At 60.5% G+C, this 25,568-nt stretch carries 28 protein-coding genes; 16 read left to right on the forward strand and 12 right to left on the reverse strand.

Annotated features, from left to right (window positions below):
- The first annotated feature begins 188 nt into the window (after nucleotides 1-188).
- Genes metX through P5706_RS30985 form a run of 6 tightly spaced genes read left to right on the forward strand, consistent with a single transcriptional unit; the run spans nucleotide 189 to nucleotide 4,545 of the window.
- Entirely contained in the window at nucleotides 189-1,328 is a 1,140-nt protein-coding gene (metX, locus tag P5706_RS30960) for a homoserine O-succinyltransferase MetX (protein ID WP_285684177.1), read from the forward strand.
- A 7-nt stretch (nucleotides 1,329-1,335) separates the two neighbouring features.
- The gene (gene metW, locus P5706_RS30965; protein ID WP_016972957.1) at nucleotides 1,336-1,956 is read left to right on the forward strand and encodes a methionine biosynthesis protein MetW; all 621 of its coding nucleotides are present in this window, start codon (nucleotides 1,336-1,338) and stop codon (nucleotides 1,954-1,956) included.
- Between the two features lie 20 nt (nucleotides 1,957-1,976).
- On the forward strand, nucleotides 1,977-2,411 hold the full coding sequence (locus P5706_RS30970; RefSeq protein WP_138813460.1) for a DUF4426 domain-containing protein: 435 nt from the start codon (nucleotides 1,977-1,979) through the stop codon (nucleotides 2,409-2,411).
- On the forward strand, nucleotides 2,408-3,004 hold the full coding sequence (gene rdgB, locus P5706_RS30975; protein WP_105521096.1) for an RdgB/HAM1 family non-canonical purine NTP pyrophosphatase: 597 nt from the start codon (nucleotides 2,408-2,410) through the stop codon (nucleotides 3,002-3,004). Before P5706_RS30970 ends, rdgB begins: the two co-directional genes overlap by 4 nt.
- Nucleotides 3,001-4,203 (forward strand): radical SAM family heme chaperone HemW, encoded by a 1,203-nt coding sequence (gene hemW / locus P5706_RS30980; RefSeq protein ID WP_285684184.1) that lies wholly within the window; start codon nucleotides 3,001-3,003, stop codon nucleotides 4,201-4,203. The genes rdgB and hemW overlap by 4 nt, the downstream gene beginning before the upstream one ends.
- An 18-nt stretch (nucleotides 4,204-4,221) precedes the next feature.
- On the forward strand, nucleotides 4,222-4,545 hold the full coding sequence (locus tag P5706_RS30985; protein ID WP_017139459.1) for a DUF3392 domain-containing protein: 324 nt from the start codon (nucleotides 4,222-4,224) through the stop codon (nucleotides 4,543-4,545).
- An 11-nt stretch (nucleotides 4,546-4,556) separates the two neighbouring features.
- Here the strand turns inward: P5706_RS30985 and P5706_RS30990 are convergent, their stop codons facing one another.
- The 5 genes from P5706_RS30990 to P5706_RS31010 all read right to left on the reverse strand — a co-directional run bounded on the left by P5706_RS30990 (nucleotide 4,557) and on the right by P5706_RS31010 (nucleotide 7,809).
- The gene (locus P5706_RS30990) at nucleotides 4,557-5,369 is read right to left on the reverse strand and encodes a hypothetical protein (protein WP_285684188.1); all 813 of its coding nucleotides are present in this window, start codon (nucleotides 5,367-5,369) and stop codon (nucleotides 4,557-4,559) included.
- Nucleotides 5,370-5,564: 195 nt separating this feature from the next.
- Nucleotides 5,565-6,290: a tRNA (guanosine(46)-N7)-methyltransferase TrmB gene (gene trmB, locus P5706_RS30995; protein ID WP_285684190.1), complete on the reverse strand. Its 726-nt coding sequence runs from the start codon at nucleotides 6,288-6,290 to the stop codon at nucleotides 5,565-5,567.
- A 9-nt stretch (nucleotides 6,291-6,299) separates the two neighbouring features.
- Nucleotides 6,300-7,094, reverse strand: a complete 795-nt coding sequence (locus P5706_RS31000; RefSeq protein ID WP_105521099.1) for a thiazole synthase — start codon at nucleotides 7,092-7,094, stop codon at nucleotides 6,300-6,302.
- 65 nt (nucleotides 7,095-7,159) lie between these two features.
- On the reverse strand, nucleotides 7,160-7,360 hold the full coding sequence (gene thiS, locus P5706_RS31005) for a sulfur carrier protein ThiS (protein WP_178112716.1): 201 nt from the start codon (nucleotides 7,358-7,360) through the stop codon (nucleotides 7,160-7,162).
- A gap of 71 nt (nucleotides 7,361-7,431) precedes the next feature.
- Complete coding sequence (locus tag P5706_RS31010; protein WP_056857688.1) at nucleotides 7,432-7,809, reverse strand: DUF423 domain-containing protein; 378 nt, start codon at nucleotides 7,807-7,809, stop codon at nucleotides 7,432-7,434.
- A gap of 74 nt (nucleotides 7,810-7,883) precedes the next feature.
- Between P5706_RS31010 and mtgA the strand changes: the two genes are divergently transcribed.
- Nucleotides 7,884-8,606, forward strand: a complete 723-nt coding sequence (mtgA, locus tag P5706_RS31015) for a monofunctional biosynthetic peptidoglycan transglycosylase (protein WP_285684196.1) — start codon at nucleotides 7,884-7,886, stop codon at nucleotides 8,604-8,606.
- Nucleotides 8,607-8,799: 193 nt separating this feature from the next.
- Here mtgA and rpoH read toward each other — a convergent pair whose 3' ends face one another.
- From rpoH to ftsY, 4 genes are all read right to left on the reverse strand, one after another.
- A complete protein-coding gene (gene rpoH / locus P5706_RS31020) occupies nucleotides 8,800-9,654 on the reverse strand; it encodes an RNA polymerase sigma factor RpoH (protein ID WP_065912223.1) in 855 nt (284 codons plus the stop codon).
- Between the two features lie 129 nt (nucleotides 9,655-9,783).
- Nucleotides 9,784-10,806, reverse strand: coding sequence for a permease-like cell division protein FtsX (gene ftsX, locus P5706_RS31025; RefSeq protein WP_285684199.1), 1,023 nt, complete (start codon nucleotides 10,804-10,806; stop codon nucleotides 9,784-9,786).
- Nucleotides 10,803-11,474 carry a cell division ATP-binding protein FtsE gene (ftsE, locus tag P5706_RS31030; RefSeq protein ID WP_003213784.1) on the reverse strand — a complete coding sequence of 224 codons (672 nt, stop codon included), beginning with the start codon at nucleotides 11,472-11,474 and terminating at the stop codon, nucleotides 10,803-10,805. Before ftsE ends, ftsX begins: the two co-directional genes overlap by 4 nt.
- Complete coding sequence (gene ftsY, locus P5706_RS31035) at nucleotides 11,471-12,919, reverse strand: signal recognition particle-docking protein FtsY (RefSeq protein WP_285684202.1); 1,449 nt, start codon at nucleotides 12,917-12,919, stop codon at nucleotides 11,471-11,473. Before ftsY ends, ftsE begins: the two co-directional genes overlap by 4 nt.
- 338 nt (nucleotides 12,920-13,257) lie before the next feature.
- Here ftsY and P5706_RS31040 point away from each other — a divergent pair, with 338 nt between their 5' ends.
- From P5706_RS31040 to P5706_RS31055, 4 genes are all read left to right on the forward strand, one after another.
- Nucleotides 13,258-14,613 (forward strand): M16 family metallopeptidase, encoded by a 1,356-nt coding sequence (locus P5706_RS31040; RefSeq protein WP_200430447.1) that lies wholly within the window; start codon nucleotides 13,258-13,260, stop codon nucleotides 14,611-14,613.
- Complete coding sequence (locus tag P5706_RS31045) at nucleotides 14,606-16,096, forward strand: M16 family metallopeptidase (protein WP_285684205.1); 1,491 nt, start codon at nucleotides 14,606-14,608, stop codon at nucleotides 16,094-16,096. The genes P5706_RS31040 and P5706_RS31045 overlap by 8 nt, the downstream gene beginning before the upstream one ends.
- Nucleotides 16,096-16,713: a 16S rRNA (guanine(966)-N(2))-methyltransferase RsmD gene (gene rsmD / locus P5706_RS31050; RefSeq protein ID WP_138813451.1), complete on the forward strand. Its 618-nt coding sequence runs from the start codon at nucleotides 16,096-16,098 to the stop codon at nucleotides 16,711-16,713. Before P5706_RS31045 ends, rsmD begins: the two co-directional genes overlap by 1 nt.
- A 226-nt stretch (nucleotides 16,714-16,939) precedes the next feature.
- Entirely contained in the window at nucleotides 16,940-17,935 is a 996-nt protein-coding gene (locus P5706_RS31055) for a hydrolase (protein ID WP_285684207.1), read from the forward strand.
- A 167-nt stretch (nucleotides 17,936-18,102) separates the two neighbouring features.
- On the opposite strand, the gene P5706_RS31060 is transcribed toward P5706_RS31055, so the two are convergent.
- Nucleotides 18,103-18,957 carry a sulfurtransferase gene (locus P5706_RS31060; RefSeq protein ID WP_285684209.1) on the reverse strand — a complete coding sequence of 285 codons (855 nt, stop codon included), beginning with the start codon at nucleotides 18,955-18,957 and terminating at the stop codon, nucleotides 18,103-18,105.
- A 33-nt stretch (nucleotides 18,958-18,990) separates the two neighbouring features.
- A complete protein-coding gene (locus tag P5706_RS31065) occupies nucleotides 18,991-19,662 on the reverse strand; it encodes a TetR/AcrR family transcriptional regulator (protein WP_285684212.1) in 672 nt (223 codons plus the stop codon).
- Between the two features lie 146 nt (nucleotides 19,663-19,808).
- Between P5706_RS31065 and P5706_RS31070 the strand changes: the two genes are divergently transcribed.
- From P5706_RS31070 to P5706_RS31090, 5 genes are all read left to right on the forward strand, one after another.
- On the forward strand, nucleotides 19,809-21,236 hold the full coding sequence (locus tag P5706_RS31070; protein WP_285684214.1) for a coniferyl aldehyde dehydrogenase: 1,428 nt from the start codon (nucleotides 19,809-19,811) through the stop codon (nucleotides 21,234-21,236).
- Between the two features lie 28 nt (nucleotides 21,237-21,264).
- On the forward strand, nucleotides 21,265-21,810 hold the full coding sequence (locus P5706_RS31075; RefSeq protein WP_200430452.1) for a twin-arginine translocation pathway signal protein: 546 nt from the start codon (nucleotides 21,265-21,267) through the stop codon (nucleotides 21,808-21,810).
- A 145-nt stretch (nucleotides 21,811-21,955) separates the two neighbouring features.
- The gene (locus tag P5706_RS31080) at nucleotides 21,956-23,551 is read left to right on the forward strand and encodes a GMC family oxidoreductase (RefSeq protein WP_285684218.1); all 1,596 of its coding nucleotides are present in this window, start codon (nucleotides 21,956-21,958) and stop codon (nucleotides 23,549-23,551) included.
- Between the two features lie 103 nt (nucleotides 23,552-23,654).
- Nucleotides 23,655-24,134 (forward strand): pantetheine-phosphate adenylyltransferase, encoded by a 480-nt coding sequence (coaD, locus tag P5706_RS31085; protein WP_003195136.1) that lies wholly within the window; start codon nucleotides 23,655-23,657, stop codon nucleotides 24,132-24,134.
- 226 nt (nucleotides 24,135-24,360) lie between these two features.
- Nucleotides 24,361-24,612 carry a YfhL family 4Fe-4S dicluster ferredoxin gene (locus P5706_RS31090; protein WP_029300613.1) on the forward strand — a complete coding sequence of 84 codons (252 nt, stop codon included), beginning with the start codon at nucleotides 24,361-24,363 and terminating at the stop codon, nucleotides 24,610-24,612.
- Between the two features lie 123 nt (nucleotides 24,613-24,735).
- On the opposite strand, the gene mutM is transcribed toward P5706_RS31090, so the two are convergent.
- Nucleotides 24,736-25,548 carry a bifunctional DNA-formamidopyrimidine glycosylase/DNA-(apurinic or apyrimidinic site) lyase gene (gene mutM, locus P5706_RS31095; protein WP_017139476.1) on the reverse strand — a complete coding sequence of 271 codons (813 nt, stop codon included), beginning with the start codon at nucleotides 25,546-25,548 and terminating at the stop codon, nucleotides 24,736-24,738.
- Nucleotides 25,549-25,568 lie beyond the last annotated feature (20 nt).

Raw genomic sequence — 25,568 nt, forward strand, 5'->3', positions numbered from 1 at the left:
GGAGCTGGCTTGCCTGCGATGCAGGCACCTCGGCGTGTCAGTCTCACCTTGGTGATGCAATCGCAGGCAAGCCAGCTCCCACACAAGCCAGTGCTGATATCTGTATCTGCGTACTGGTGCAGGCCTTTGCTTGCCGCTGGGGTCACCGCTCTTTAGACTTACGCCTCATTTAAACGAGAGCAGGGTCGATGCCAGCTGCCTTCCCCCCCGATTCTGTTGGACTGGTCGCGCCCCAAGTGGCGCACTTCAGCGAACCGCTGGCCCTGGCCTGCGGCCGTTCGCTGCCCGCCTACGACCTGATCTATGAAACCTACGGCCAGTTGAACGCCACGGCGAGCAACGCCGTGCTGATCTGCCACGCCTTGTCCGGGCATCATCACGCCGCCGGCTTTCACAGTGTCGACGAGCGCAAGCCCGGCTGGTGGGACAGCTGCATCGGCCCCGGCAAGCCCATCGACACCAGCAAATTCTTTGTGGTCAGCCTGAACAACCTCGGCGGCTGCAACGGTTCCACCGGCCCGAGCAGCCTCAACCCGGAAACCGGCAAGCCATTCGGCGCCGACTTCCCGGTGCTGACCGTGGAAGACTGGGTGCACAGCCAGGCGCGCCTTGCCGACTTGCTGGGCATCAGCCAGTGGGCCGCCGTGATCGGCGGCAGCCTGGGCGGTATGCAGGCGCTGCAATGGACCATCTCCTACCCGGATCGCGTGCGCCATTGCCTGGCCATTGCCTCGGCGCCAAAACTGTCGGCGCAGAACATCGCCTTCAATGAAGTGGCACGCCAGGCCATCCTCACCGACCCCGAGTTCCACGGCGGCTCGTTCCAGGAAGCGGGCGTGATCCCCAAGCGCGGCTTGATGCTGGCGCGGATGGTCGGGCATATCACCTACCTGTCCGATGACTCCATGGGCGAAAAATTCGGCCGTGGGCTCAAGAGTGAGAAGCTCAACTACGACTTCCACAGTGTCGAGTTCCAGGTCGAAAGCTACCTGCGTTATCAGGGCGAGGAGTTCTCGGGGCGCTTCGACGCCAACACTTACTTGCTGATGACCAAGGCGCTGGACTACTTCGACCCGGCCGCCAACCACGACGACGACCTGGCGAAAACCTTCGAGCACGCCACGGCCAAGTTCTGCGTGATGTCGTTCACCACCGACTGGCGCTTCTCGCCGGCGCGTTCGCGTGAGCTGGTGGACGCTTTGATGGCTGCCCGCAAAGACGTCTGCTACCTCGAGATCGATGCTCCGCAAGGCCATGACGCCTTCCTGATTCCGATCCCGCGTTACTTGCAGGCTTTCAGCAACTACATGAACCGCATTACTTTGTGAGAACGCCATGAGAGCCGACCTGGAAATCATCCAAGACTGGATCCCCGCCGGCAGCCGCGTGCTCGACCTGGGCTGTGGTGATGGCGAACTGCTCAGCTGGCTGCGCGACAACAAGCAAGTCACCGGGTATGGCCTGGAAAACGACCCGGACAACATCGCCCAGTGCGTGGCCAAGGGCATCAACGTGATCGAGCAGGACCTGGACAAGGGCCTGGGCAACTTTGCCAGCAACAGTTTCGATATCGTGGTGATGACCCAGGCCCTGCAGGCGGTGCATTACCCGGACCGCATCCTCGACGAGATGCTGCGCGTGGGCCGTCAGTGCATCATTACCTTCCCCAACTTCGGCCACTGGCGCTGCCGTTGGTACCTGGCGACCAAGGGCCGCATGCCGGTCTCGGACTTCCTGCCATACACCTGGTACAACACGCCGAACATCCACTTCTGCACGTTTGAAGACTTCGAAGCCCTGTGCGGCGAGCGTGAGGCCAAGGTGATCAACCGCCTTGCCGTCGATCAACAGCACCGCCACGGCTGGGCGAGTAAACTATGGCCCAACCTGTTGGGCGAAATTGGTATCTACCGGGTCAGCAGCCCTGGCCTGACCGACCACAAGATTGCCGTCTAATTATTTCAAGAGGGACGCTTATGAGTCGTTTGGCTATTTTTTTATTGACTGCACTGCTGGGCGCCAACGCCATGGCCGCCGATGTTATCGACCCTAATCGCACCAAAGAATTTGGTGATATCACCGTGCGTTACAACACCTTTACCTCCAGCTTCCTGCAACCCGAAACCGCTCAAGCGGTGGGCGTGGTACGCAGCAAGAACAAAGGCTTGATCAATGTGTCGGTGTTCAAAGGCGTGACGCCTGTGGTGGCGCAAGTCACCGGCACCATCAAGGACTTGAGCGGTAAGAGTGAAGTGCTGACGTTTAAGCAAATCACCGAAAAAGGCGTGACCAATTACCTGGCCCCTTACTCAGTGCCGCAACAAGAATTCAAGACCTTCACTATCAATGTTGAAACTGGCGGCAAGGCCCACGGTTTCAGTTTTGTCCAAGAACTTTTCCCGGCCGAATGATGAACCTCACCCAACTCGTACTGGCCAGCCATAACGCCGGCAAACTCAAAGAACTCCAGGCCATGCTCGGCGACTCCGTGCAACTGCGCTCGATCGGAGAGTTCAGCCAAGTAGAGCCGGAAGAGACCGGCCTGTCGTTTGTTGAAAACGCCATCCTCAAGGCCCGCAATGCCGCACGCATCTCCGGCCTGCCGGCACTCGCGGACGACTCGGGCCTGGCCGTGGATTTCCTCGGCGGCGCGCCGGGCATCTACTCGGCGCGGTATGCCGATGGCAAAGGCGATGCGGCTAACAACGCCAAGCTGCTCGAAGCCCTCAAGGATGTGCCGGACGCCGAGCGTGGAGCACAGTTCGTCTGTGTGCTGGCGCTGGTTCGCCACGCTGATGACCCGTTGCCGATTCTGTGCGAAGGCCTGTGGCACGGGCGCATCCTGCATGCCGCCAGTGGCGAGCATGGCTTTGGCTATGACCCGCTGTTCTGGGTGCCGGAGCGCAATGTCTCCAGCGCCGAGCTGAGCCCGGCCGACAAGAACCAGATCAGCCACCGCGCCCGCGCAATGGATTTGCTGCGCCAACGCCTGAGCCTGAAATGACCCAAAACACTTCTGCGCAGCCGCTGATCCACGGCGGCGCGCAAACACCGCGGGCGGCCTTGCCGGTGCTGCCGCCCCTGGCGCTGTATATCCACATTCCGTGGTGTGTGCGCAAATGCCCGTATTGCGACTTCAACTCCCACACCGCCAGCAAAGTGCTGCCGGAAGAAGAGTACGTGGACGCCTTGCTCGCCGACCTTGATCAAGACCTGCACGCGGTTTACGGCCGTGAACTAAGCTCGATTTTCTTCGGCGGTGGTACGCCCAGCCTGTTCAGTGCCGCCGCGCTGGGACGCCTGCTCAAAGGCGTGCAAGCCCGTATCCCGTTTGCCGACGACATCGAAATTACCCTGGAAGCCAACCCTGGCACCTTCGAGCAAGAGAAGTTCGTGGCGTACCGCAAGTTGGGGATCAATCGCCTGTCCATCGGCATCCAGAGCTTCCAGCAGCAAAAGCTTGAGGCGTTGGGCCGCATCCATAATGGCGATGAGGCTGTACGCGCCGCTGGCATGGCCCGCCAGGCCGGGTTCGATAACTTCAACCTGGACCTGATGCACGGTTTGCCCGATCAGTCACTGGACGATGCGCTGAGCGACTTGCGCCAGGCCATCGCGCTGAAGCCAACGCACCTGTCGTGGTATCAGCTGACGCTGGAACCCAACACCGTATTCTGGAACCAGCCGCCCGCGCTGCCGGAAGACGACACGCTGTGGGATATTCAGGAAGCCGGCCAGGCGCTGCTGGCCGAACACGGTTACGCGCAATATGAAGTGTCGGCCTATGCCCAACCGGGCCGCCCGGCGCGACACAACCTGAACTACTGGAGCTTCGGTGACTTTATCGGCATCGGCGCCGGTGCCCACGGCAAGCTCAGCCACCCGGACGGGCGCATCGTACGCACCTGGAAAACCCGGGCCCCCAAGGACTACCTCAACCCGGCCAAAAGCTTCCAGGCCGGAGCAAAAGAGCTCACCAATGAAGAGCTGCCATTCGAGTTCCTGATGAACGCTTTGCGGCTCACCGCAGGCGTTGAATCCAAGCTGTACGCCGAGCGCACCGGCCTCGACCTGGCCAGCCTCGACGAAGGCCGCCGTGAGGCAGAACAAAGTGGCTTAATGCAGGTCGAACCGTCACGCCTGGCGGCCACCGACCGTGGGCAACTGTTTCTCAATGACCTGTTGCAGAAGTTTTTGAGCTGATCGCTCTAAGGAAATCACATGGATTTGGTACTCGACCTGCTCGCCACCGTGTCCCGCTGGAGCCGTAGCAATCTGTCGGAAATCTCCCTGGCCCTTGTCGGCTGCCTACTGGTGTTGTTTGGCGCTGATATCAAAGGCTGGATCGAAGGCCGCTTGGGCAGCATCGCCGGGGCATTGCGCGTACCGTTGATGGCATTGGTGTGCATGATCGGCAGCGGCGCCGCATTGCTGTATGCCACGCCGTGGATTGTGCGGGGGTTGAGCCAGTTCAATAACTACAGCCTGGCGCCGGTGTTGGTGGTGGTGCTGGTGTTGATAGGCGTAGTAGCCGACCGCCGCTAAGTGTCGGCGCTCTATTTCGACACCGGCTTACCAAACTCTTTTTGGTAATACTCTTTAAGAGTCATCGGGTCTTTACAACCCAGCTCAAGCGCCTGGTTGAGATAAGCCAGGTTAGTGCTATCCGGCATACCTTTCTCGTTCATTCGAGTCGCAGCCAATATGTAGTAGGCATCCGCCCGGTACTGATCATAGGTCAGCATCCGCGCACTGGCACGGGCTTGCATGTTACCCAGAGTTCTTTCTTCTTTGATCTCGGCTAACCGATCACTTTCAAAGCAAAGCGAGCGATTGGTGTACAACGGATAGTAATCGCGGTTTTCGTCAACTTTCAGCAGCATCTGCTTGAGCGCCTCCAGATACTTGATGTGCCCAGGATCAAGCAGATCAAGGCGCATGTACGTCATGTCGCACTGATAGTAATAACCCACGCCGGCGGCCAACAAACCTTGATCCATTGCCCTGTGCATCGGCTCACACACCTGTTTGCGTTCTTCGTCAGACATGCCGAACCGGCTTTGCATATTGGCCAGCATATAGGTCGCTACAACGTGGCCACCCTCCGAGGCCATCTTCAGATCACGCTCGAACGCAGCCATGGTGCCCTGAACCTCTTTGAGTTGCTCAGGCAAAGTGGCCTTATCCAGCTTGCCACTGGCCTCCAGCTTGACGTTCTCATCGAACAATAACTTGAGTTGTTCCGCCTTCTTTTGCGCACGCTCGAAGTAGTCGTCCGGGGAGGTCACTGGCAGGGCGGCGGTGGTGGCAGCAAAGACCGTCGAAGACAGCAAGCCCAGCAGTACCGAGCAACAGAGAATGGATTTCAAACCCGTGTATTCCTTTACAAGTCAAACACCAAATGGCGATAGATCGCCGCCAACTCCAGCAACACTGCAAAACGACTGTGGGAGCTGGCTTGCCTGCGATGGCATCAACTCGGTATCACTGATACACCGAGGTGTCTGCATCGCAGGCAAGCCAGCTCCCACAGTTGATTGCATTCCAAGCCAGCTATTGGCTTGTCAGTCGACCTTCTCGAACTTCAAATCCCAAACCCCATGCCCCAGTCGCTCGCCGCGGCGTTCGAACTTGGTAATCGGACGCTCAGCCGGGCGTGGCACGCATTTGCCGTCTTCGGCCAGGTTGCGGTAGCCAGGCGCTACGTCCATTACTTCCAGCATGTATTCGGCATACGGTTCCCAGTCGGTGGCCATGTGCAGGATGCCGCCCACTTTGAGCTTGCTGCGCACCAGCTCCGCGAAGGAAGCCTGGACGATACGGCGTTTGTGGTGACGCGATTTGTGCCAAGGGTCCGGGAAGAACAGCATCAGGCGGTCGAGGCTGTTGTCGGCGATGCAGCGGTTTAGCACTTCAATCGCGTCGCAGTCGTAGACGCGCAGGTTGGTCAGGCCTTGGGTCAGCACGCCGTTAAGCAGCGCGCCGACACCTGGGCGGTGCACTTCCACCCCAATAAAGTCCTGGTCCGGCGCGGTCGCAGCCATTTCCAGCAGGGAGTGGCCCATGCCGAAACCGATTTCCAGGGAGCGTGGGGCCGAACGGCCGAACACCTGGTCGTAGTCCACCGGCGCGTCGGCCAATGGCAACACGAACAGCGGCGTACCTTGCTCCAGGCCCTTTTGCTGGCCTTCGGTCATGCGGCCGGCGCGCATCACAAAACTCTTGATGCGGCGGTGCTTGGACTCGTCGCCTTCTTCCACGGTGTTCGGCGTTTCGTTTGATTCAGTCATCAATGGCTCTTACTTGATCAGACCATCCAGCGGCGAGGAGGCGCTGGCGTACAGTTTTTTCGGCATGCGACCGGCGAGGTACGCCAGGCGGCCCGCTACGATTGCATGTTGCATGGCTTGAGCCATCATGACCGGCTGCTGGGCATGGGCGATGGCTGAGTTCATCAGCACCGCGTCGCAACCCAGCTCCATGGCGATGGTGGCGTCGGAGGCAGTGCCCACGCCCGCATCCACCAGCACCGGAATCTTGGCTTCTTCGAGGATGATTTGCAGGTTGTACGGGTTGCAGATGCCCAGGCCGGAACCGATCAGCCCGGCCAGCGGCATCACGGCGATGCAGCCAATTTCGGCCAATTGGCGCGCGATGATCGGGTCATCACTGGTGTAGACCATCACGTCGAAGCCTTCCTTGACCAGGGTTTCGGCGGCCTTGAGGGTTTCGATCACGTTGGGGAACAGGGTTTTCTGGTCGGCCAGCACTTCCAGCTTCACCAGGTTGTGGCCGTCGAGCAGCTCACGGGCCAGGCGGCAGGTGCGCACAGCTTCGATGGCGTCGTAGCAACCGGCAGTATTCGGCAGGAAGGTGTAGCGATCCGGCGACAACACTTCGAGCAGATTCGGCTCGCCTTCGATCTGGCCGAGGTTGGTGCGGCGCACGGCAAACGTCACGATCTCGGCACCCGAGGCTTCGATGGCCAGACGGGTTTCTTCCATGTCGCGGTACTTGCCGGTGCCGACCAGCAGACGGGACTGGTAGGTACGACCGGCCAGGACGAAGGGCTTGTCGCTACGAACGATGCTCATGGGAAATCCTCGAAGTGGGGTGAGGTTCTGCAGAATGCGGGTTGGCGCCCTTGAGCGCCGGGCGGCTAGCCGCCGCCGATGGCGTGGACCACTTCCACCTGATCACCTTCGGTGAGCGCGGTTTCGGCATGCTGGCTACGCGGGACGATATCCAGGTTGAGCTCCACTGCGACACGGCGCCCGGTCAGGTCCAGACGGGTCAGCAGGGCCGCAACGGTTTCACCGTCGGGCAGTTCAAGGGGTTCGCCGTTCAACTGAATGCGCATGCCACGGGCCGCCATCGTTTTTAGGGGCCAGCATTCTAGCCCGATCAGCGTGGCTGACCCAAGTCCCTTGGTCAGGCGACCTGTAGACGCCACGCAGTCAAACCGAGGAAGAACCAGCCGAGCAAGAAGGCAAGCCCCCCAAACGGCGTGATGATGCCGAGCTTGCTGATGCCGGTCAGGGTCAGCGCATACAGACTGCCCGAGAACAGCAGAATGCCAACGGTAAACGAGATGCCCGCCCAACTGACCAGTCGGCCAGGTATATGCGCGGCCAGCAACGCCACGCCGAACAGCGCCAGGGCGTGCACCAACTGGTAGGTGACGCCCGTATGGAAGATTGCCAGGTACTCGGCGCTCAGGCGGTTTTTCAGGCCGTGGGCGGCAAAGGCACCCAGGGCGACGCCGGTAAAGCCGAAAAAGGCAGCCAGCATCAGAAAGCTACGCAGCATGAGGAACTCCAGTCAGACTCGATGGGCAGGGTCTGTATAATGGCCCGCTCAACGGGTTCGGCCAAGCCATCTCTATGCTGCGTCTCCTCTTCAAGCGCTTTCTTAAAGTCATTAAATGGTTTGCCATCGGCAGTGTGCTGCTGGTGCTGCTGTTTCGTGTGGTGCCGCCACCGTTCACCGCGCTGATGGTGGAGCGCAAGGTCGAATCCTGGGTCGACGGCGAACCGATTGACCTGCAACGCACGTGGGTGCCGTGGGACGACATATCCGACGAACTGAAAGTGGCGGTAATGGCCGGTGAAGACCAGCGTTTCCCGCAGCATTGGGGTTTTGATTTCGGCGCGATCCAGGCGGCGCTGCTGCATAACGAGCGCGGCGGTTCGATTCGCGGCGCCAGCACCTTGAGCCAGCAAGTGTCGAAGAACCTGTTTTTGTGGACCGGTCGCAGTTATCTGCGCAAAGGCCTGGAAGCCTGGTTTACCGCACTGACCGAGGTGCTGTGGCCCAAACAGCGGATTCTTGAGGTGTACCTCAACAGCGTGGAGTGGGATGAAGGCGTGTTTGGCGCAGAGGCAGCCGCGCGGCATCACTTTGGCGTGAGTGCCAAGGCGCTGTCCCGTCAGCAGGCCAGCTATCTGGCGGCGGTTTTGCCTAATCCACGGGTGTGGAGTGCCAGCCATCCAACGGCGTATGTGGCACGGCGGGCGGCGTGGATTCGGCAGCAGATGAGCCAACTGGGTGGGGATGGCTACTTGGTGGAGTTGAATAACTCCCGAAAAGCCCCGTGGGCTGACTGACACAATGCAATACCTGTGGGAGCTGGCTTGCCTGCGATTGCGGTGGGTCAATCACCACATGTGCTGGCTGAGACTGCCTCATCGCAGGCAAGCCAGCTCCCACAGTAGACCGAGTTGAGCTAGAGACTTTAGATTGCACACAAAAATGCCCCGGCCTTCCGACCGGGGCATTTTTTTGTCTTATCGCAGCGTTTTAAGCGGCGATAGACAATTTCAGCTTGTTCATCGCGCTTTTTTCAAGCTGACGAATCCGCTCGGCCGACACGTTGTACTTCTGCGCAAGGTCATGCAGCGTGGCTTTGTCTTCAGCCAACCAGCGCTGATAGAGGATGTCACGGCTGCGGTCGTCCAGCACTTCCAGCGCTTCGTGCAGGTTCTGGTTGGAGTTGTCGCTCCAGTCGGCGTCTTCCAGTTGACGTGCCGGGTCGTACCGGTGGTCTTCCAGGTAGTTGGCCGGCGATTGGAAGGCGCTGTCGTCGTCCGCTTCAGCGGCCGGGTCGAAGGCCATGTCATGACCGGTCAGGCGACTTTCCATCTCGCGCACTTCACGCGGCTCCACGCCGAGGCTTTCGGCCACGCGGTGTACTTCCTCATTGTTCAGCCACGCCAGGCGTTTTTTCTGGCTGCGCAGGTTGAAGAACAGCTTGCGCTGGGCCTTGGTGGTCGCGACTTTCACGATGCGCCAGTTGCGCAGGATGAACTCGTGGATTTCCGCCTTGATCCAGTGCACGGCAAACGACACCAGGCGCACGCCCATCTCAGGGTTGAAGCGCTTTACAGCCTTCATCAGGCCGACGTTGCCTTCCTGAATCAGGTCAGCCTGGGCCAGGCCGTAGCCGCTATAGCTACGGGCGATATGTACGACAAAACGCAGGTGGGCGAGCACCATCTGCCGAGCCGCCCCCAAATCCTGCTCATAGTAGAGACTCTCGGCCAGTTCACGCTCCTGCTCGGGCGTCAGCAATGGAATGCTGTTGACCGTGTGCACATAGGCTTCCAGGTTTGCACCTGGGACCAGAGCATAAGCAGGTTGCAAAGAAGTGGTCATACGAAAAAACCTCCGACTCACATAACTCGTGCAGTTCAGCACTGCGAAAATTGACCGGGAACCGTAGGACAAGTTCCCTAAACCACCAATACGGTCAATACAAACGAAACCACATTAATCTGACATTAACTACTTCGGTGCCAGCTCACGTAAATGACGAGCGACCGCAATCCAAGCACCGATATACCCCAACAAGACGGCACCAAGCAAGAGACTCAGGCCATCGGCAACCGGCACACCGGCCAAGGCAAAATCGCTGCCGTACAAGCCGGCCAGCCCTACTACCGCGTCGTTGAGCCAGTTCAAGCCAAAAGCCAAAACGCCCCAGGACAAAATCCCGGCACCGAAGCCATAAAGCGCGCCCATGTACAGAAAAGGCCTACGCACATAGCTGTCTGTGCCGCCGACCAGTTTAATCACTTCTATCTCGGTGCGGCGGTTTTCAATATGAAGACGAATGGTATTACCTATCACCAAAAGTAATGCAGACACCAACAACACCGTGAGACCGAACACAAAGCGGTCGCCCAGCTTGAGAATGGCCGCCAGGCGCTCTACCCAGACTAGATCAAGTTGTGCCTGTTGCACCTTCGGCATCTCTGCGAGTTTTTGTCGCAGGGCCTCAAGCGCCGGCTTGTCGACTTCGTTCGGCGTCACCAGCACCACGCCCGGCAGTGGGCTCTGCGGCAGCTCTTTAAGCGCCTCACCCAGGCCCGATTGCTGCTGGAACTCTTCAAGCGCCTGATCGCGGCTGATGTATTCGGCATCCGCCACGCCCGGCAGATTCTTGATGTCATCGCGCAGGTTCTCGCCGTCTTTGGCACTGGTGTCGAGGTCCAGGTACAGCGAAATCTGCGCCGCGCGCTGCCAGGAACCGCCCAGGCGCTCGACATTATTAAGCAGCAGCGACAAGCCCATCGGCAGGCTCAGTGCCACGGCCATTACCAGGCAGGTGAAAAAGCTGCCGATCGGCTGCTTGCCCAGGCGGCGCAGGCTGTCGACCAAACTGGCGCGATGGCTTTCGATCCAGGCGCGCAGCAAAGTGGCGAAATCCGGGCCATCATCTTCGTCGCGTTTTTTCTTCGGCGGTTGCGGGTCGGCGGCTTTTGGCGCCACACGCTCGGAAACCTTGGGGCTGCGAGTTGCACTCATACGCCAGCCTCCCCGTCGCCGATCAGACGGCCGCGTTGCAGGGTCAGCATGCGGTGGCGCATACGGGCGATCAGTGCCAGGTCGTGACTGGCGATCAATACGCTGGTGCCCAGGCGGTTAATGTCTTCGAACACGCCCATGATCTCCGCCGCCAGGCGCGGGTCGAGGTTACCGGTAGGTTCGTCCGCCAGCAGCAAGGCCGGGCGGTGGACAATGGCGCGGGCGATGCCGACGCGCTGTTGCTGGCCGGTGGACAGGTCGCCTGGGTACAGGTCGGTCTTGTCCGACAGCGCCACGCGCTCCAGGGCCGAATCCACGCGCTTGACGATTTCAGCCTTGGACAGGCCGAGAATCTGCAACGGCAGAGCGATGTTGTTGAACACCGTGCGATCGAACAGCAATTGGTGGTTCTGGAACACCACACCGATCTGGCGGCGCAGGAACGGAATCTGTGCATTGCTGATGGTCGCCAGATCCTGGCCGGCCAGCAGCAGCTTGCCGGTGGTCGGGCGCTCCATCGCCAGCAACAGCCGCAGCAGCGTACTTTTACCGGCGCCCGAGTGGCCGGTTACAAATAGAAACTCGCCACGCCGTACTCGAAAGCTCAGCTCATGCAAGCCCACATGCCCGTTGGCGTAGCGTTTACCGACCTGTTCGAATCGAATCATGAACGCTCCCGCTCGGCGAAAAGTGCCTGTACAAAGGGTTCGGCTTCAAAGGTGCGCAGGTCGTCGATGCCTTCACCGACACCAATATAACGAATCGGCAACCCGAACTGTTTGGCCAGGGCGAAGATCACTCCGCCTTTGGCTGTGCCGTCGAGCTTAGTCAATGCCAGGCCGGTCAGTTGCACCGTCTGGTTGAATTGTTTGGCCTGGCTGATGGCGTTCTGGCCAGTGCCGGCGTCAAGCACCAGCAGCACTTCGTGCGGGGCGTCGGCGTCGAGCTTGCCGATCACGCGGCGCACTTTCTTCAGTTCTTCCATCAAGTTGTCTTTGGTATGCAGGCGACCGGCGGTATCAGCGATCAACACGTCGATGTTACGAGCCTTGGCAGCTTGCACGGCATCGAAGATCACCGAGGCGGAATCGGCGCCAGTGTGCTGGGCGATCACCGGGATCTTGTTGCGCTCACCCCAGACCTGCAGCTGCTCCACGGCAGCGGCGCGGAAGGTGTCGCCGGCGGCGAGCATGACTTTCTTGCCTTCGGACTGCAGCTTCTTGGCCAGCTTGCCGATGGTGGTGGTCTTGCCGGCGCCATTGACGCCGACCACCAAAATCACGAACGGCTTGTTCGGCGTAATCACCAGCGGGGCTTCTACAGGTTTAAGCATCGCCGCCAGTTCGGCCTGCAGGGATTTGTAGAGCGCATCGGCGTCGGTCAGTTGCTTGCGCGCAACCTTCTGGGTCAGGCTCTGGATGATCACGGCAGTGGCTTCAACGCCCACGTCGGCGGTGAGCAGACGGGTTTCGATGTCTTCCAGCAGTTCGTCATCGATGACCTTCTTGCCCAGGAACAGGCTGGCCATGCCTTCGCCGATGCTGGCGCTGGTTTTGCTCAGGCCTTGCTTGAGGCGGGCGAAGAACCCGGTTTTGCTGGTTTCAACGGCAGCCACAACAGGCTCCGGGGCAACCGGCGGCTCGATAATGGCGGGAGCGGCAACGACAACAGGCTCAGGTGCAGGTGCAGGTGCAGGTGCAGGTGCAGGCTCAGGCTCAGGCTCAGGCTCAGGCTCAGGCTCAACAATGATGGGCGCAGGCGCTTCGACTACCACTGCAACCGGCTCAACAACCACAGGAATCGGCGGCGTGACGTGCTCAGCCTGTACATCTTCAACCAGTGCCACAGGCTCTTCAGCCACCGGCAGTTCCAACCACGGTTTATGCTCAGGCTCAGGCTCCGCCTCAACCACCGGCTGCAACACCGGCTCGGCCATCGGCAACACCACCGGCGCGGGCGGCTCAGCGTCTATGACGGGTTCTGGAATCGGCTCAGGCTGAACCTGTGGCTGTTCGACGACGGTTTCCTGCGGCTTTTTGCGCAGCCATCCGAACAGGCCTTTTTTCTCGCCAGCCGCAGCTGGGCTCTTCTTGTCGTCGTTGGAACCAAACATGGAGGACGGCTATCTCAAAGTAGCGATGCGCCAGGGCGCCTCGGTAAATAAATTCGATGCAGAACAGACTGCTTTAACGCTCGCTTGTTCATGCGCAACATTTTGTAAGGCGTAAATAAAGGCCTCAACAAATCGTTTCAATAAAGGACTGAAGCGACAAAATCGGCGAAAAGTAGAAGATCGTCGGGGAAACCCAGCGCCAACTCCTACATTCCTACGACTGAAACCAGGACAAGATGACCGCCACAGTGGCCCTGTCCAAACGGGATCAGTATCCTAGCACCTCCTCGCCCGCCGACGCTAAGACCAAGCGGGTAGCCCAACAGGTTAAAACACGAATGAATGCTCTAGCCCGCCGCGCCGCAGGCCTGCTGCTCAGCACAGTTTGTCTGCCTCTTTCAGCCTTGGCTGCCGACCCACAACCCACCCATGAATTCACCCTCGATAACGGCCTTAAAGTGGTCGTGCGCGAAGACCATCGCGCGCCGGTGGTGGTTTCCCAGGTCTGGTACAAGGTCGGTTCGAGCTACGAAACCCCGGGCCAGACCGGTTTGTCCCACGCTCTGGAACACATGATGTTCAAGGGCAGCGCCAAAGTCGGTCCCGGCGAAGCCTCGCTGATCCTGCGCGACCTGGGCGCCGAAGAAAACGCCTTCACCAGTGACGATTACACCGCGTACTACCAAGTACTGGCGCGTGACCGCCTGGGCGTCGCTTTCGAGCTGGAAGCCGACCGCATGGCCAGCCTGCGCCTGCCGGCCGATGAGTTCAGCCGCGAAATCGAGGTGATCAAGGAAGAACGCCGCCTGCGCACCGACGACAACCCGATGTCCAAGGCCTACGAGCGCTTCAAGGCGATGGCCTACCCGGCCAGCGGCTATCACACGCCGACCATCGGCTGGATGGCTGACCTTGAGCGCATGAAGGTGGAAGAACTGCGCCACTGGTACCAGTCCTGGTATGTACCGAACAACGCCACGCTGGTGGTGGTCGGCGACGTAACGCCGGATGAGGTCAAGAAACTCGCCGAACGTTACTTCGGCCCAATCCCCAAGCGTGACGTGCCACCCGCCAAGATCCCGCTGGAACTGGCCGAACCTGGCGAGCGCTTGCTGACCATGCACGTGCAGACCCAACTGCCGAGCGTGATCCTCGGCTTCAACGTGCCGGGCCTTGCGACTGCCGAAGACAAGCGCTCGGTGCAAGCCCTGCGCCTGCTGTCGGCCCTGCTGGATGGTGGCTACAGCGCACGTATCTCAGAGCAACTGGAGCGCGGTGAAGAGCTGGTCTCCGGCGCCTCCACCAGCTACGACGCCTATACCCGTGGTGACAGCCTGTTCACATTGAGCGCCACGCCGAACCAACAGAAGAAAAAGACCATTGCCCAGGCCGAAGCCGGCCTGTGGCGTTTGCTCGACGAGTTGAAAGCCAAGCCGCCGACCACCGAAGAACTGGAGCGTATCCGCGCCCAAGTGATTGCCGGTGTGGTTTACCAACGTGATTCCATCACCAGCCAGGCCACGGCCATCGGCTCGCTGGAAACCGTCGGCCTGTCCTGGAAACTCATGGACACCGAGCTTGCCGACCTGCAAAGCGTGACCCCGGAAGATATCCAGAAAGCCGCACGCACCTATTTCACCCGCGAACGTTTGAGCGTCGCCCATGTTTTGCCCGAGGAGACCGCTCATGAGTGATCGCAAAAGCAGCCGCCTGATTTTCCCCGGCCTGGTCGTCGTCACCCTGATCGCCGCCAGCGCCGTGTACTTCCTGCGCCCGAGTGAATCGGTGGCCAGCCAGGCGCTGGACAATGCGCAATCGGCCAACAAGCTGCAATCCCTGGCGGAACTGGACGGCAAGGCGCCGACCAACCGCAAGCTCGACGTGCAAACCTGGACCACCGCCGAAGGCGCCAAGGTGCTGTTCGTCGAAGCCCACGAACTGCCGATGTTCGACATGCGCATCCTGTTCGCCGCCGGCAGCAGCCAGGACGGCAACACGCCCGGCGTTGCGTTGCTGACCAACGCCATGCTCAACGAAGGCATACCGGGCAAGGATGTCAGCCAGATCGCCAGCGGCTTTGAGGGCCTGGGCGCCGACTTCGGCAACGGCGCTTTTCGCGACATGGCGTTGGTGTCCCTGCGCAGCCTGAGCGACAGCGATAAACGCGACGCGGCCCTGGCGCTATTTGACCAAGTGATCGGCAAGCCGACATTCCCGGCCGACTCCCTGGCGCGCATCAAGAACCAGATTCTTGCGGGTTTTGAGTACCAGAAACAGAACCCGGGCAAGCTGGCCAGCCTTGAACTGTTCAAGCGTTTGTACGGCGACCACCCTTACGCACACCCGAGCGAAGGCACGCCTGAGAGCATTCCGGCGATTACCCTGGCGCAGCTGCAGGCCTTCCACGCCAAAGCATACGCAGCGGGCAATGCGGTGATTGCCGTGGTGGGCGATCTGACTCGCGCCGAAGCTGAGGCCATGACGGCCAAGGTCTCCGCATCGCTGCCCAAAGGCCCGGCCCTGGCCAAGATCGCCCAGCCGACCGAGCCGAAAGCTGGCCTGAGCCATATCGAGTTCCCGTCCAAGCAAACCCATTTGCTGTTCGCGCAACTGGGCATCGACCGCGCCGACCCGGACTACGCCGCCTTGTCCCTGGGCAACCAGATCCTCGGCGGCGGAGGTTTCGGCACCCGCTTGATGAGCGAAGTGCGTGAGAAACGCGGCCTGACCTACGGCGTTTACTCCGGCTTCTCGCCGATGCAGGTACGTGGCCCGTTCATGATCAACCTGCAGACCCGCGCCGAAATGAGCGGCGGCACCCTGCGCCTGGTTGAAGACGTATTGGCCGATTACCTCAAGACCGGCCCGACGCAAAAGGAACTGGACGACGCCAAGCGTGAGCTGGCCGGTAGCTTCCCGCTGTCCACCGCAAGCAACGCGGATATCGTCGGGCAGTTGGGCGCCATGGGTTTCTATAACCTGCCGCTGAGCTATCTTGAGGATTTCATGAAACAATCCCAGGCCCTGACCGTAGAGCAGGTCAAGGCTGCAATGAATAAACACTTGAGCGCCGACAAGATGGTCATCGTGACCGCCGGCCCGACGATTGCGCAAAAGCCACTACCGCCCCCCACTGATAAACCCGCCGAGCAGCCGCTCGGGGTTCCGGAGCATTAATGGCCAGTTCATCTCGCCCGAAAAAACCTGTCCACAACGTGCATAACGGTGTGGGCCAACTGCGCATCATTGGCGGTGAATGGGGCAGCCGCAAGCTGAGTTTCCCCGACGTCGTGGGCCTGCGCCCAACGCCGGACCGCGTGCGTGAAACCCTGTTCAACTGGCTCGCGCCGTATATCGGCGGCGCCAAGGTACTGGACCCGTTCGCCGGCAGTGGCGCGCTGTTCCTGGAGGCGCTGTCCCGTGGCGCGGCCCAGGGCCAGGCGCTGGATGCCAGCAATGTGGCGGTGTCCAGCCTCAAGGAACACCTCGGCACACTGCGCTGCACCACCGGCCAGGTGCAGACCGCCGATGCGCTGCGCTACCTGGAAACCCAGGCGGCCAGCGAATACGACGTGGTGTTCCTCGATCCGCCGTTCAACCAGAACCTGTTGCCGACTGTTTGCGCGCTGCTGGAAGAGCGCCAGTGGCTGGCACCCGATGCGTGGATCTACACTGAAAGCGAGACCGCCCCGTCTACCCTCGGCCTGCCGGGTAGCTGGCGCCTGCACCGGGAGCAGAAATCCGGTCGGGTGTATTACGCGTTGTGGCACCGGTTGGTCGAAACTACCGCCTGATCCGGTTTCATCTGTGGCGAGGGAGCTTGCTCCCGCTGGGCTGCGAAGCGGCCCCTTTTACAGGCACCGCGATCTTACATATAGAATGCGGCGACTTTATTGGGGCCGCTTCGCAGCCCAACGCAGGGCAAGCCTGCTCGCCACACCAAGCCTGCTTGCCACACCAGGCCTGCTTGCCACGATAAGCTCGCCTGCCACAGTGAGTTCGCTTGCTACCGAGAGTTTCATGATCCCGTCCTCTGAGCTGTTCAAACCCGCCTTCGGCCTCGGCAACCCCCACTTGCAAACCCTGTGGGGTCCGCTGTGGCGCCCCACCACTCACATCGAACGCCAACGCGAACGCCTGTGGCTGGACGACGGTGACTTTCTCGACCTCGACTGGCATGGCCCCCATGATCCGCAAGCGCCATTGGTGCTGGTATTGCACGGGCTGACCGGTTCGTCCAACTCGCCTTATGTGGCCGGGCTGCAAAAAGCCCTCGCCGCCCAAGGCTGGGCCAGCGCCGCCTTGAATTGGCGTGGTTGCTCGGGCGAGCCGAACCTGTTGGCGCGCAGCTATCACTCGGGCGCCAGTGAAGACCTGGCGGCGGCGATTGCCCATCTGCGTGCCAAGCGACCCTTGGCGCCGCTGTATGCGGTGGGTTATTCGCTGGGCGGCAATGTGTTGCTCAAGCACCTGGGCGAAACCGGCGAGGCGTCCGGGCTGCAAGGCGCAGCGGCGGTGTCGGTGCCATTTCGACTGGACCAGTGCGCCGATCGCATCGGGCTGGGTTTTTCGCGGGTGTATCAAAAGCATTTCATGCGCGAGATGTTGGCGTACATCCGCGTCAAGCAAAGCCGCTTTGTACAGGACGGCCGGGCCGAAGGGCTGAAAACCCTGGAAGCCCTGGGTTCATTGGAGAAAATGCGCACGTTCTGGGACTTCGACGGCCGGGTGACCGCACCGTTGCACGGGTTCCTCAGTGCCGAGGACTATTACCGTCGCGCCTCGAGCCGTTACTACTTGGGCGAAATCCGCACACCAACCCTGATTATCCAAGCCGCCGATGACCCGTTCGTATTCGCCCACAGCTTGCCGCAGGCCAGTGAACTGTCGGATTGCACTGAGTTTGAGTTGTTGGCCAAGGGTGGGCATGTGGGGTTTGTAGATGGCACGTTGAAACGCCCGAGCTACTACCTGGAGCGCCGTATTCCGCAGTGGTTACTGACACAACACGGTTAAAAAACATGGGCGCTGGTCAGTGTGGGAGCTGGCTTGTGTGGGAGCTGGCTTGCCTGCGATAGCATCACCTCGGTTCAACTGAACGACCGAGGTGTCTGCATCGCAGGCAAGCCAGCTCCCACACAAGCCAGCTCCCACTTTTTGATAGGGTTTTCAGGCCTGGCGGCTTAGTCGCCGGTTGCGATCTGCCGAGCCGGATCAGTAATCCACTCACTCCACGACCCCGCATACAACTTGCCCAACGGGTAGCCCGCCAAACTCAAGGCAAACAAGTTGTGACACGCCGTCACGCCCGAACCGCAATACGCCACCAGCTCATCCGGTGAGCGGCCCTGCAACTGCGCGGCGAAGCGCTGTTTGAGCTGATCGGCCGGTAGGAATCGGCCATCACTGCCCAGGTTTTCGTTGAACGCCGCACATTGCGCACCGGGAATGTGCCCGGCAATCGGATCAATCGGCTCTACCTCGCCGCGAAAACGCGCCGCTGCACGGGCGTCGATCAAGGTCAGGCCCGGCTCACCCAGGCGTTTTTGCAAATGCTCGGCGTCCAGCAGCAGGCGGTTGTCCGGCGTACCGGCGAAGGTTCCCGGTTCAACCACCGGCGCATCGAGGCTCAACGGGAAACCGGCGGCGTGCCAGGCCTTGAGGCCACCGTCGAGGATAAACACGGCGTCACGCTTACCCAGCCAGGCCAGCAGCCACCACGCGCGGGCGGCATAGGCGCCGGGGCCGTCGTCGTACAGCACGATGTCGGTATTGGCGTTGATGCCCCAGGCCCGCAGCTGTGCAACCAACGTATCCGCCGCCGGCAACGGGTGGCGACCCGTCACACCTTTGGTCACCGGCCCACTGAGATGGCGCTCCAAGTCGGCATATTGCGCGCCTTCGATATGCCCTTCGGCATAGCTGCACAGCCCGTAGTCCGGGTCTTCGAGGGCAAAACGACAATCCAGGATCACCAGCCCTGCGGCCTTCTGGCGCTCGGCCAATTGCTGGGGGCTGATCAGTTGGGCAAGCGGCATGACGGGCTCCTGTGAACAGTTTCGGGAAAGGTCCTACTTCACTTCTTCCAGTGCCTGGTTCAACGGCACGTAAAACTCTTTGAACAGCGCATCCACCGCCTCTTTCGCCTTGGGCGTGACAAACCCCGCCTCCAGCACCAGCACCTGATACACGCCGCGCTTGATCGCTTCGGCGCTCAAGTGCGCGGAGTTTTCGTTGGTGGTGCACAAAAAACGCACCCAAGAGGTGAGGATGATCCAGGCATTAAGGGTCAGCGCCTCGGTTTGCACCGGGTCCATATTAAGGATGCCGGCGTCGACAAACCCTTGGTAAATGGCGCCGCCCTGGATCAGGCAGCGCTGGGAAAACCGCCGGTAGCCGGTGGCCAGTTCCGGGTCGCTTTCCAGCAGGTGTTCAAGGTCTCGGTGCAGGAAACGGTAGCGCCACATGCCGGCCAGCACGGCCTGCAGGTAAAAACGCTTGTCTTCGACGGTAACGGCGCGGCCTTGGGGCGGGCGCAGAAAACTGTCCACCAGCGCTTCGTACTCACGAAACAGCACGGCGATGATCGCCTGCTTGTTGGGGAAGTGGTAGTACAGGTTGCCCGGGGAAATTTCCATATGGGCGGCGATATGGTTGGTACTGACGCTGCGCTCACCCTGCTGGTTAAAAAGCTCCAGGCTGGTTTGCACAATGCGCTCGCTGGTCTTTACTCGTGGTGCCATAGGGGATCAGCTTCTGAACACGTGATGGGGCATCTTACGGCCTATCCTTGTCAGGATAAATCCGCATGTTGCTGCAATGACATTTGACAATTTAGAGCAATGACTCTAAAAATCCAGGCAGACCTATAACAATCGGGAACTGCGCCATGTCTGCCAACGTTGCCTACCTGCAAGATTCCCAGGCGCTGGATCAACTCCAGGACCTGTTCGACGCCCAACGTCGCGCCTATGCGGCCAACCCGATGCCGCCAGCTGCGCAGCGCCAGCAATGGCTGAAGGCTTTGCGCGACGTGCTCAGCGACGAACGCCAGGCGCTGATCAGCGCGATCAGCCAGGACTTCAGCCACCGCAGCGCAGACGAAACCCTGTTCGCCGAGTTGATGCCCAGCCTGCATGGCATTCACTACGCCAGCAAACACCTCAAAGGCTGGATGAAACCGTCCCGGCGTGCGGTAGGCATCGCCTTCCAACCGGCGTCAGCCAAAGTCATCTACCAGCCATTGGGTGTGGTCGGGGTGATTGTCCCCTGGAACTACCCGCTGTACCTGGCCATTGGCCCATTGGTAGGGGCTTTGGCGGCGGGAAACCGGGTAATGCTCAAACTCAGTGAATCCACGCCGGCCACGGGCGAACTGCTTAAGGCGCTGCTGGCGAAAATTTTCCCCGAAGACCTGGTGTGCGTGGTGCTGGGTGAAGCCGAAGTGGGCATGGCATTTTCCAAATTACGCTTCGATCACCTGTTGTTCACCGGCGCTACCAGTATCGGCAAGCACGTAATGCGCGCAGCCGCCGAGCACCTGACACCGGTCACCCTGGAACTGGGTGGTAAGTCGCCGGCTATTGTTTCCGCCGATGTGCCACTCAAGGACGCCGCCGAGCGCATCGCCTTCGGTAAATGCCTGAATGCCGGGCAAACCTGTGTGGCGCCGGATTACGTGTTGGTCCCGGAAGACCGTGTTGAAGGTTTCGTCGAGGCCTACAGCAACGCCGTTCGTGGGTTTTATCCGACCCTGGCTGACAACCCGGACTACACCGCCATCATCAATGATCGGCAACAGGCCCGGCTGAATGCCTACGTCAAAGACGCCACCGACAAAGGCGCCACCCTGATTGCGCTGTATGACCAAGGCCAGGCACGGCGTATGGCCCATAGCGTGCTGCTGAATGTCAGCGACGAGATGACGGTGATGCAGGATGAAATCTTCGGCCCGCTGCTACCTATCGTGCCTTACCGCGGCCTCGACCAAGCGTTTGCCTACATCAACCAGCGCCCTCGCCCACTGGCCCTGTATTACTTCGGCTACAACAAGGGCGAACAGAACCGCGTGCTCCACGAAACCCATTCCGGCGGCGTTTGCCTCAACGACACGCTGCTGCATGTGGCCCAGGACGATATGCCCTTTGGCGGCATCGGCCCGTCGGGCATGGGCCATTACCACGGCCATGAAGGTTTCCTCACGTTCAGCAAGGCCAAGGGTGTGCTGGTCAAACAGCGCCTGAACGCGGCGAAGCTGATCTATCCGCCTTACGGCAAAGCCATCCAGAAGTTGATCCAGAAGCTGTTTATCCGCTGATTCCGCCACCCTCGGGATAACAATAACAATGAACCCTAGCCTGACTGATTCACCTGCGCTGTCACGGCGCGGCGTCCTGAAAATCGGCCTGTGCGCCAGCGCGTTCCTGGCCACCGCCGGCTTGGGGGCCAGCCTCAGCGGCTGCTCCAGCAGCACCCCGGCCAGTGGCTTTGCCATGCTGCGCAGCAGTGACTTGCCGTTTTTGCGCGCAATTATCCCGGTGTTGCTTGAAGGTGCGGCCAGCGCTCAAGAGGTGGTCGCCGGTATCGAAGACACCCTGAAAAAACTCGACTACAGCCTGCAAAACCTGTCGCCGGAGATGTTCAAGCTCACCCAGCAGTTGTTCGACGTGCTGAGCATGGGCATCACCCGTGGCCCGTTGACCGGCATCTGGGGCAGTTGGGAAAACGCCAGTAGCGATCAGATCCGCAACTTCCTGCACCGCTGGGAAAACAGCTACCTGAACCTGCTGCGCATGGGCCAGGGTTCGCTGCTCAAGCTGGTGATCATGGCCTGGTACTTCCGGCCGGCGTCATGGGTGCATTGCGGGTATCCCGGCCCACCCAAGATCTAAACCTGACAACCTGACCCAATGTGGGAGCTGGCTTGCCTGCGATAGCGGTGTATCAGCCAGGAATGATTAGCAGGCAGACCGCTATCGCAGGCAAGCCAGCTCCCACACTGAATGCAACTTCGTATAAAAATAAGAGTGCACTTCTATGCCCGTACCCGATCTGTTCCGTGATGGCTTGGCCCGTGGCTGGAAAACCCACAATGGCGCAGCCCTCAGCAATGACCTGACCCTGGAAGCCGACGTGGCCATTATCGGCAGCGGCGCCGGTGGCGGCACCACCGCCGAGATCCTCAGTGCTGCGGGCTACAAAGTGCTGCTGATCGAAGAAGGCCCGCTCAAGACCAGCAGCGACTTCAAGCTGCTTGAAGACGAGGCCTACGCCAGCCTGTACCAGGAAGGCATTGGCCGCATGAGCAAGGACGGCGCGATTACTATCCTGCAGGGCCGTGCCGTCGGCGGCACCACGCTGATCAACTGGACCTCGAGCTTTCGCACACCCGATGCCACCCTCGCCCACTGGGCCAGTGAATACGCGGTCAAAGGCCACAGCAGCGCCGAAATGGCGCCATGGTTCGAAAAGATGGAACAACGCCTGGGCATCGCCCCCTGGGCCATTCCACCGAATGCCAACAATGATGTGATCCGCAAAGGCTGCGAGAAACTCGGCTACAGCTGGCACGTGATCCCGCGCAACGTGCGCGGCTGCTTCAACCTGGGTTACTGCGGCATGGGTTGCCCGGTTAATGCCAAGCAGTCGATGCTGGTGACCACCATTCCCTCGACCTTGGAGAAGGGTGGCGAACTGCTTTACCTGGCCCGCGCCGAGCACCTGAAATACAGCGGCGACAGCATCAGCAGCCTCGAATGCGTGGCCATGGATGAGCGTTGCGTGGCGCCTACCGGGCGCAAAATCACGGTCAAGGCCAAGCATTACGTGCTGGCGGGCGGCGGCATCAACAGCCCGGCGCTGCTGATGCGCTCGGACGCGCCCGACCCGCATTCGCGGCTGGGCAAGCGTACCTTCCTGCACCTGGTGAACTTCTCCGCCGGGCAGTTCGACGAGGTGATCAACCCGTTCTATGGTGCGCCGCAGTCGATCTATTCTGACCACTTCCAGTGGCAGGACGGCACCACCGGCAAAATGTCCTACAAACTGGAAGCGCCGCCGCTGCATCCAGGCCTGGCCAGCACGTTGTTCGGTGGCTACGGCACCGGAAATGCGCTGGACATGAGCCAGTTGCCCCACACCCACGCCATGCTCGCCCTGCTGCGCGACGGTTTTCACCCCGACAGCCCCGGCGGCGCGGTGGAGTTGCGTGGCGACGGCACGCCAGTGCTCGACTATCAGGTCTCGGACTACGCCTGGGACGGCCTGCGCCGTGCGTTTCATACCATGGCCGAGATTCAGTTCGCGGCAGGCGCCAAGTCGGTCAAGCCGTTGCATCACGATGCACGTTACGTAAATACCCTGGCCGAAGCACGCAGTCTGATCGACGGCTTGAGCCTGGAACTGCACCGCACCACGCTGGGCAGCGCGCATGTGATGGGCGGTTGCGCCATGGGCGAAGACCCGAAAAACGCGGTGGCCGACAGCCTCGGTCGCCATCATCAATTGCGTAACTTGTCGATCCATGACGGCTCGCTGTTCCCCACCAGCATTGGCGCCAACCCACAATTATCGGTGTACGGGTTGACCGCGCAACTGGCGACAGCATTGGCCGAACGTCTGAAAACAGCATGAAAAAACCGGGTATTCGCGGTATCTATCTACATAAGTCGACTTGGCCCACCGGGAATGCTGCGATACCATCCGGTTCCCCAACGGACTCCGCCAGGACGACGCGATGAACCGAGTGTTGTACCCAGGTACCTTCGACCCGATTACCAAAGGCCATGGCGATCTGGTCGAACGTGCGTCTCGCTTGTTCGACCATGTGATCATCGCGGTCGCCGCCAGCCCCAAGAAAAACCCACTGTTTCCCCTGGAACAGCGCGTGGAGCTGGCGCAGGAGGTCACCAAGCACCTGCCCAACGTGGAAGTGGTGGGCTTTTCGACGTTGCTGGCGCACTTTGCCAAGGAGCAGAACGCCAATGTGTTCCTGCGTGGCCTGCGTGCGGTGTCGGACTTCGAATACGAATTCCAGCTGGCCAACATGAACCGCCAATTGGCGCCGGACGTGGAAAGCCTGTTCCTGACGCCGTCGGAACGTTACTCGTTCATTTCCTCGACGTTGGTGCGTGAAATTGCCGCTTTGGGCGGAGATATCACCAAGTTCGTGCACCCGGCCGTGGCCGACGCGCTGACGCTGCGCTTCAAGAAGTAAGGCTCTTTGTGGCGAGGGAGCTTGCTCCCGCTGGACTGCGCAGCAGTCCTAATCGCTTAAAGTACAGCGGGGTCGCTTCGCGGCCCAACGGGAGCAAGCTCCCTCGCCACAGAGGCAACGACCGACATTCGGGCTTGCCTCACGCTCGCACTGCGGGCGCCAATGCGGCACAATTGCGCGCATTAGTTTTCAGATGCCCTGGCTGACAGCCCTGGCAGGAGTTTCCATGTCCCTGATCATCACCGACGATTGCATCAACTGCGACGTCTGCGAACCCGAGTGCCCGAACGCTGCGATTTCCCAGGGCGAAGAGATCTACGTGATCGACCCCAACCTGTGCACCCAGTGCGTCGGCCACTACGACGAACCTCAGTGCCAGCAAGTGTGCCCGGTGGATTGCATTCCGCTGGATGAGGCACGGCCTGAGACGGAAGAACAGTTGATGGAGAAGTACCGGCTGATTACCGGTAAGGCCTGAAGCTATTTATTGCCTGTAAAGGCCTCATCGCAGGCAAGCCAGCTCCCACACTTGAATGTATTCACACATTCAAATGTGGGAGCTGGCTTGCCTGCGATAGCGATATCAGCCATCAGCCAGCAATCAGCTCTGGCACTTAGGGCAAAACACACTCGCCCGCTGCCCCAGTACCACATTGCGCAACTCGCTCCCGCAAACCTTGCACGCCTCGCCACCCCGGCCGTAGACGTACAGCTCCTGCTGGAAATACCCCGGTTGCCCGTCGCCGCCGATAAAGTCCCGCAACGTAGTGCCCCCGCGCTCGATCGCCGCTGCCAGCACGCGCTTGATCTCGATCGCCAGCTTCAAGTAGCGCCCGCGTGAGATACCGCCCGCAGCCCGGCGCGGATCTATCCCCGCCGCAAACAACGCTTCCGTCGCGTAGATATTGCCCACGCCCACCACCACCGCGTTATCCATGATGAACGGCTTCACCGCCATCGACTTGCCACGCGACAGCTGGAACAGACGCTCACCGTCAAACAGGTCGGTCAGCGGCTCCGGCCCCAGGCGCAGCAGCAATTCGTGGTTGTGCGGGTCCTGGCTCCAGAGCATCGCGCCGAAACGCCGAGGGTCGGTATAGCGCAGGGCCAGGCCGGATTCGAGCTCGATATCCACATGCTCATGCTTGAGTGCCGGCAAGCCGACCTCCACCAGACGCAAATTGCCCGACATACCCAAATGGCTGATCAACGTGCCCACTTCGGCGTTGATCAACAGGTACTTGGCCCGTCGCTCCACCAGCACGATGCGCTGCCCGGACAGGCGCACATCCAGGTCTTCCGGGATCGGCCAGCGCAGGCGCCGTTCACGCACCACCACACGGCTGACGCGTTGGCCTTCCAGATGCGGCGCAATCCCGCGACGGGTAGTTTCGACTTCGGGTAACTCGGGCATGTGTATCTCTTGATTAAAGG

The sequence above is a fragment of the Pseudomonas sp. ChxA genome, from assembly GCF_030263855.1.
Taxonomy (GTDB): Bacteria; Pseudomonadota; Gammaproteobacteria; order Pseudomonadales; family Pseudomonadaceae; genus Aquipseudomonas; species Aquipseudomonas fluorescens_CB.

Bases quoted from the DNA above. Each gene is read 5' to 3' on its own strand.
- metX (WP_285684177.1), top strand. From the start codon at position 189: ATGCCAGCTGCCTTCCCCCCCGATTCTGTTGGACTGGTCGCGCCCCAA.
- metW (WP_016972957.1), top strand. From the start codon at position 1,336: ATGAGAGCCGACCTGGAAATCATCCAAGACTGGATCCCCGCCGGCAGC.
- P5706_RS30970 (WP_138813460.1), top strand. From the start codon at position 1,977: ATGAGTCGTTTGGCTATTTTTTTATTGACTGCACTGCTGGGCGCCAAC.
- rdgB (WP_105521096.1), top strand. From the start codon at position 2,408: ATGATGAACCTCACCCAACTCGTACTGGCCAGCCATAACGCCGGCAAA.
- hemW (WP_285684184.1), top strand. From the start codon at position 3,001: ATGACCCAAAACACTTCTGCGCAGCCGCTGATCCACGGCGGCGCGCAA.
- P5706_RS30985 (WP_017139459.1), top strand. From the start codon at position 4,222: ATGGATTTGGTACTCGACCTGCTCGCCACCGTGTCCCGCTGGAGCCGT.
- trmB (WP_285684190.1), bottom strand. From the start codon at position 6,290: ATGACTGAATCAAACGAAACGCCGAACACCGTGGAAGAAGGCGACGAG.
- P5706_RS31000 (WP_105521099.1), bottom strand. From the start codon at position 7,094: ATGAGCATCGTTCGTAGCGACAAGCCCTTCGTCCTGGCCGGTCGTACC.
- thiS (WP_178112716.1), bottom strand. From the start codon at position 7,360: ATGCGCATTCAGTTGAACGGCGAACCCCTTGAACTGCCCGACGGTGAA.
- P5706_RS31010 (WP_056857688.1), bottom strand. From the start codon at position 7,809: ATGCTGCGTAGCTTTCTGATGCTGGCTGCCTTTTTCGGCTTTACCGGC.
- mtgA (WP_285684196.1), top strand. From the start codon at position 7,884: ATGCTGCGTCTCCTCTTCAAGCGCTTTCTTAAAGTCATTAAATGGTTT.
- rpoH (WP_065912223.1), bottom strand. From the start codon at position 9,654: ATGACCACTTCTTTGCAACCTGCTTATGCTCTGGTCCCAGGTGCAAAC.
- ftsX (WP_285684199.1), bottom strand. From the start codon at position 10,806: ATGAGTGCAACTCGCAGCCCCAAGGTTTCCGAGCGTGTGGCGCCAAAA.
- ftsE (WP_003213784.1), bottom strand. From the start codon at position 11,474: ATGATTCGATTCGAACAGGTCGGTAAACGCTACGCCAACGGGCATGTG.
- ftsY (WP_285684202.1), bottom strand. From the start codon at position 12,919: ATGTTTGGTTCCAACGACGACAAGAAGAGCCCAGCTGCGGCTGGCGAG.
- P5706_RS31040 (WP_200430447.1), top strand. From the start codon at position 13,258: ATGAATGCTCTAGCCCGCCGCGCCGCAGGCCTGCTGCTCAGCACAGTT.
- P5706_RS31045 (WP_285684205.1), top strand. From the start codon at position 14,606: ATGAGTGATCGCAAAAGCAGCCGCCTGATTTTCCCCGGCCTGGTCGTC.
- rsmD (WP_138813451.1), top strand. From the start codon at position 16,096: ATGGCCAGTTCATCTCGCCCGAAAAAACCTGTCCACAACGTGCATAAC.
- P5706_RS31055 (WP_285684207.1), top strand. From the start codon at position 16,940: ATGATCCCGTCCTCTGAGCTGTTCAAACCCGCCTTCGGCCTCGGCAAC.
- P5706_RS31060 (WP_285684209.1), bottom strand. From the start codon at position 18,957: ATGCCGCTTGCCCAACTGATCAGCCCCCAGCAATTGGCCGAGCGCCAG.
- P5706_RS31065 (WP_285684212.1), bottom strand. From the start codon at position 19,662: ATGGCACCACGAGTAAAGACCAGCGAGCGCATTGTGCAAACCAGCCTG.
- P5706_RS31070 (WP_285684214.1), top strand. From the start codon at position 19,809: ATGTCTGCCAACGTTGCCTACCTGCAAGATTCCCAGGCGCTGGATCAA.
- P5706_RS31075 (WP_200430452.1), top strand. From the start codon at position 21,265: ATGAACCCTAGCCTGACTGATTCACCTGCGCTGTCACGGCGCGGCGTC.
- P5706_RS31080 (WP_285684218.1), top strand. From the start codon at position 21,956: ATGCCCGTACCCGATCTGTTCCGTGATGGCTTGGCCCGTGGCTGGAAA.
- coaD (WP_003195136.1), top strand. From the start codon at position 23,655: ATGAACCGAGTGTTGTACCCAGGTACCTTCGACCCGATTACCAAAGGC.
- P5706_RS31090 (WP_029300613.1), top strand. From the start codon at position 24,361: ATGTCCCTGATCATCACCGACGATTGCATCAACTGCGACGTCTGCGAA.
- mutM (WP_017139476.1), bottom strand. From the start codon at position 25,548: ATGCCCGAGTTACCCGAAGTCGAAACTACCCGTCGCGGGATTGCGCCG.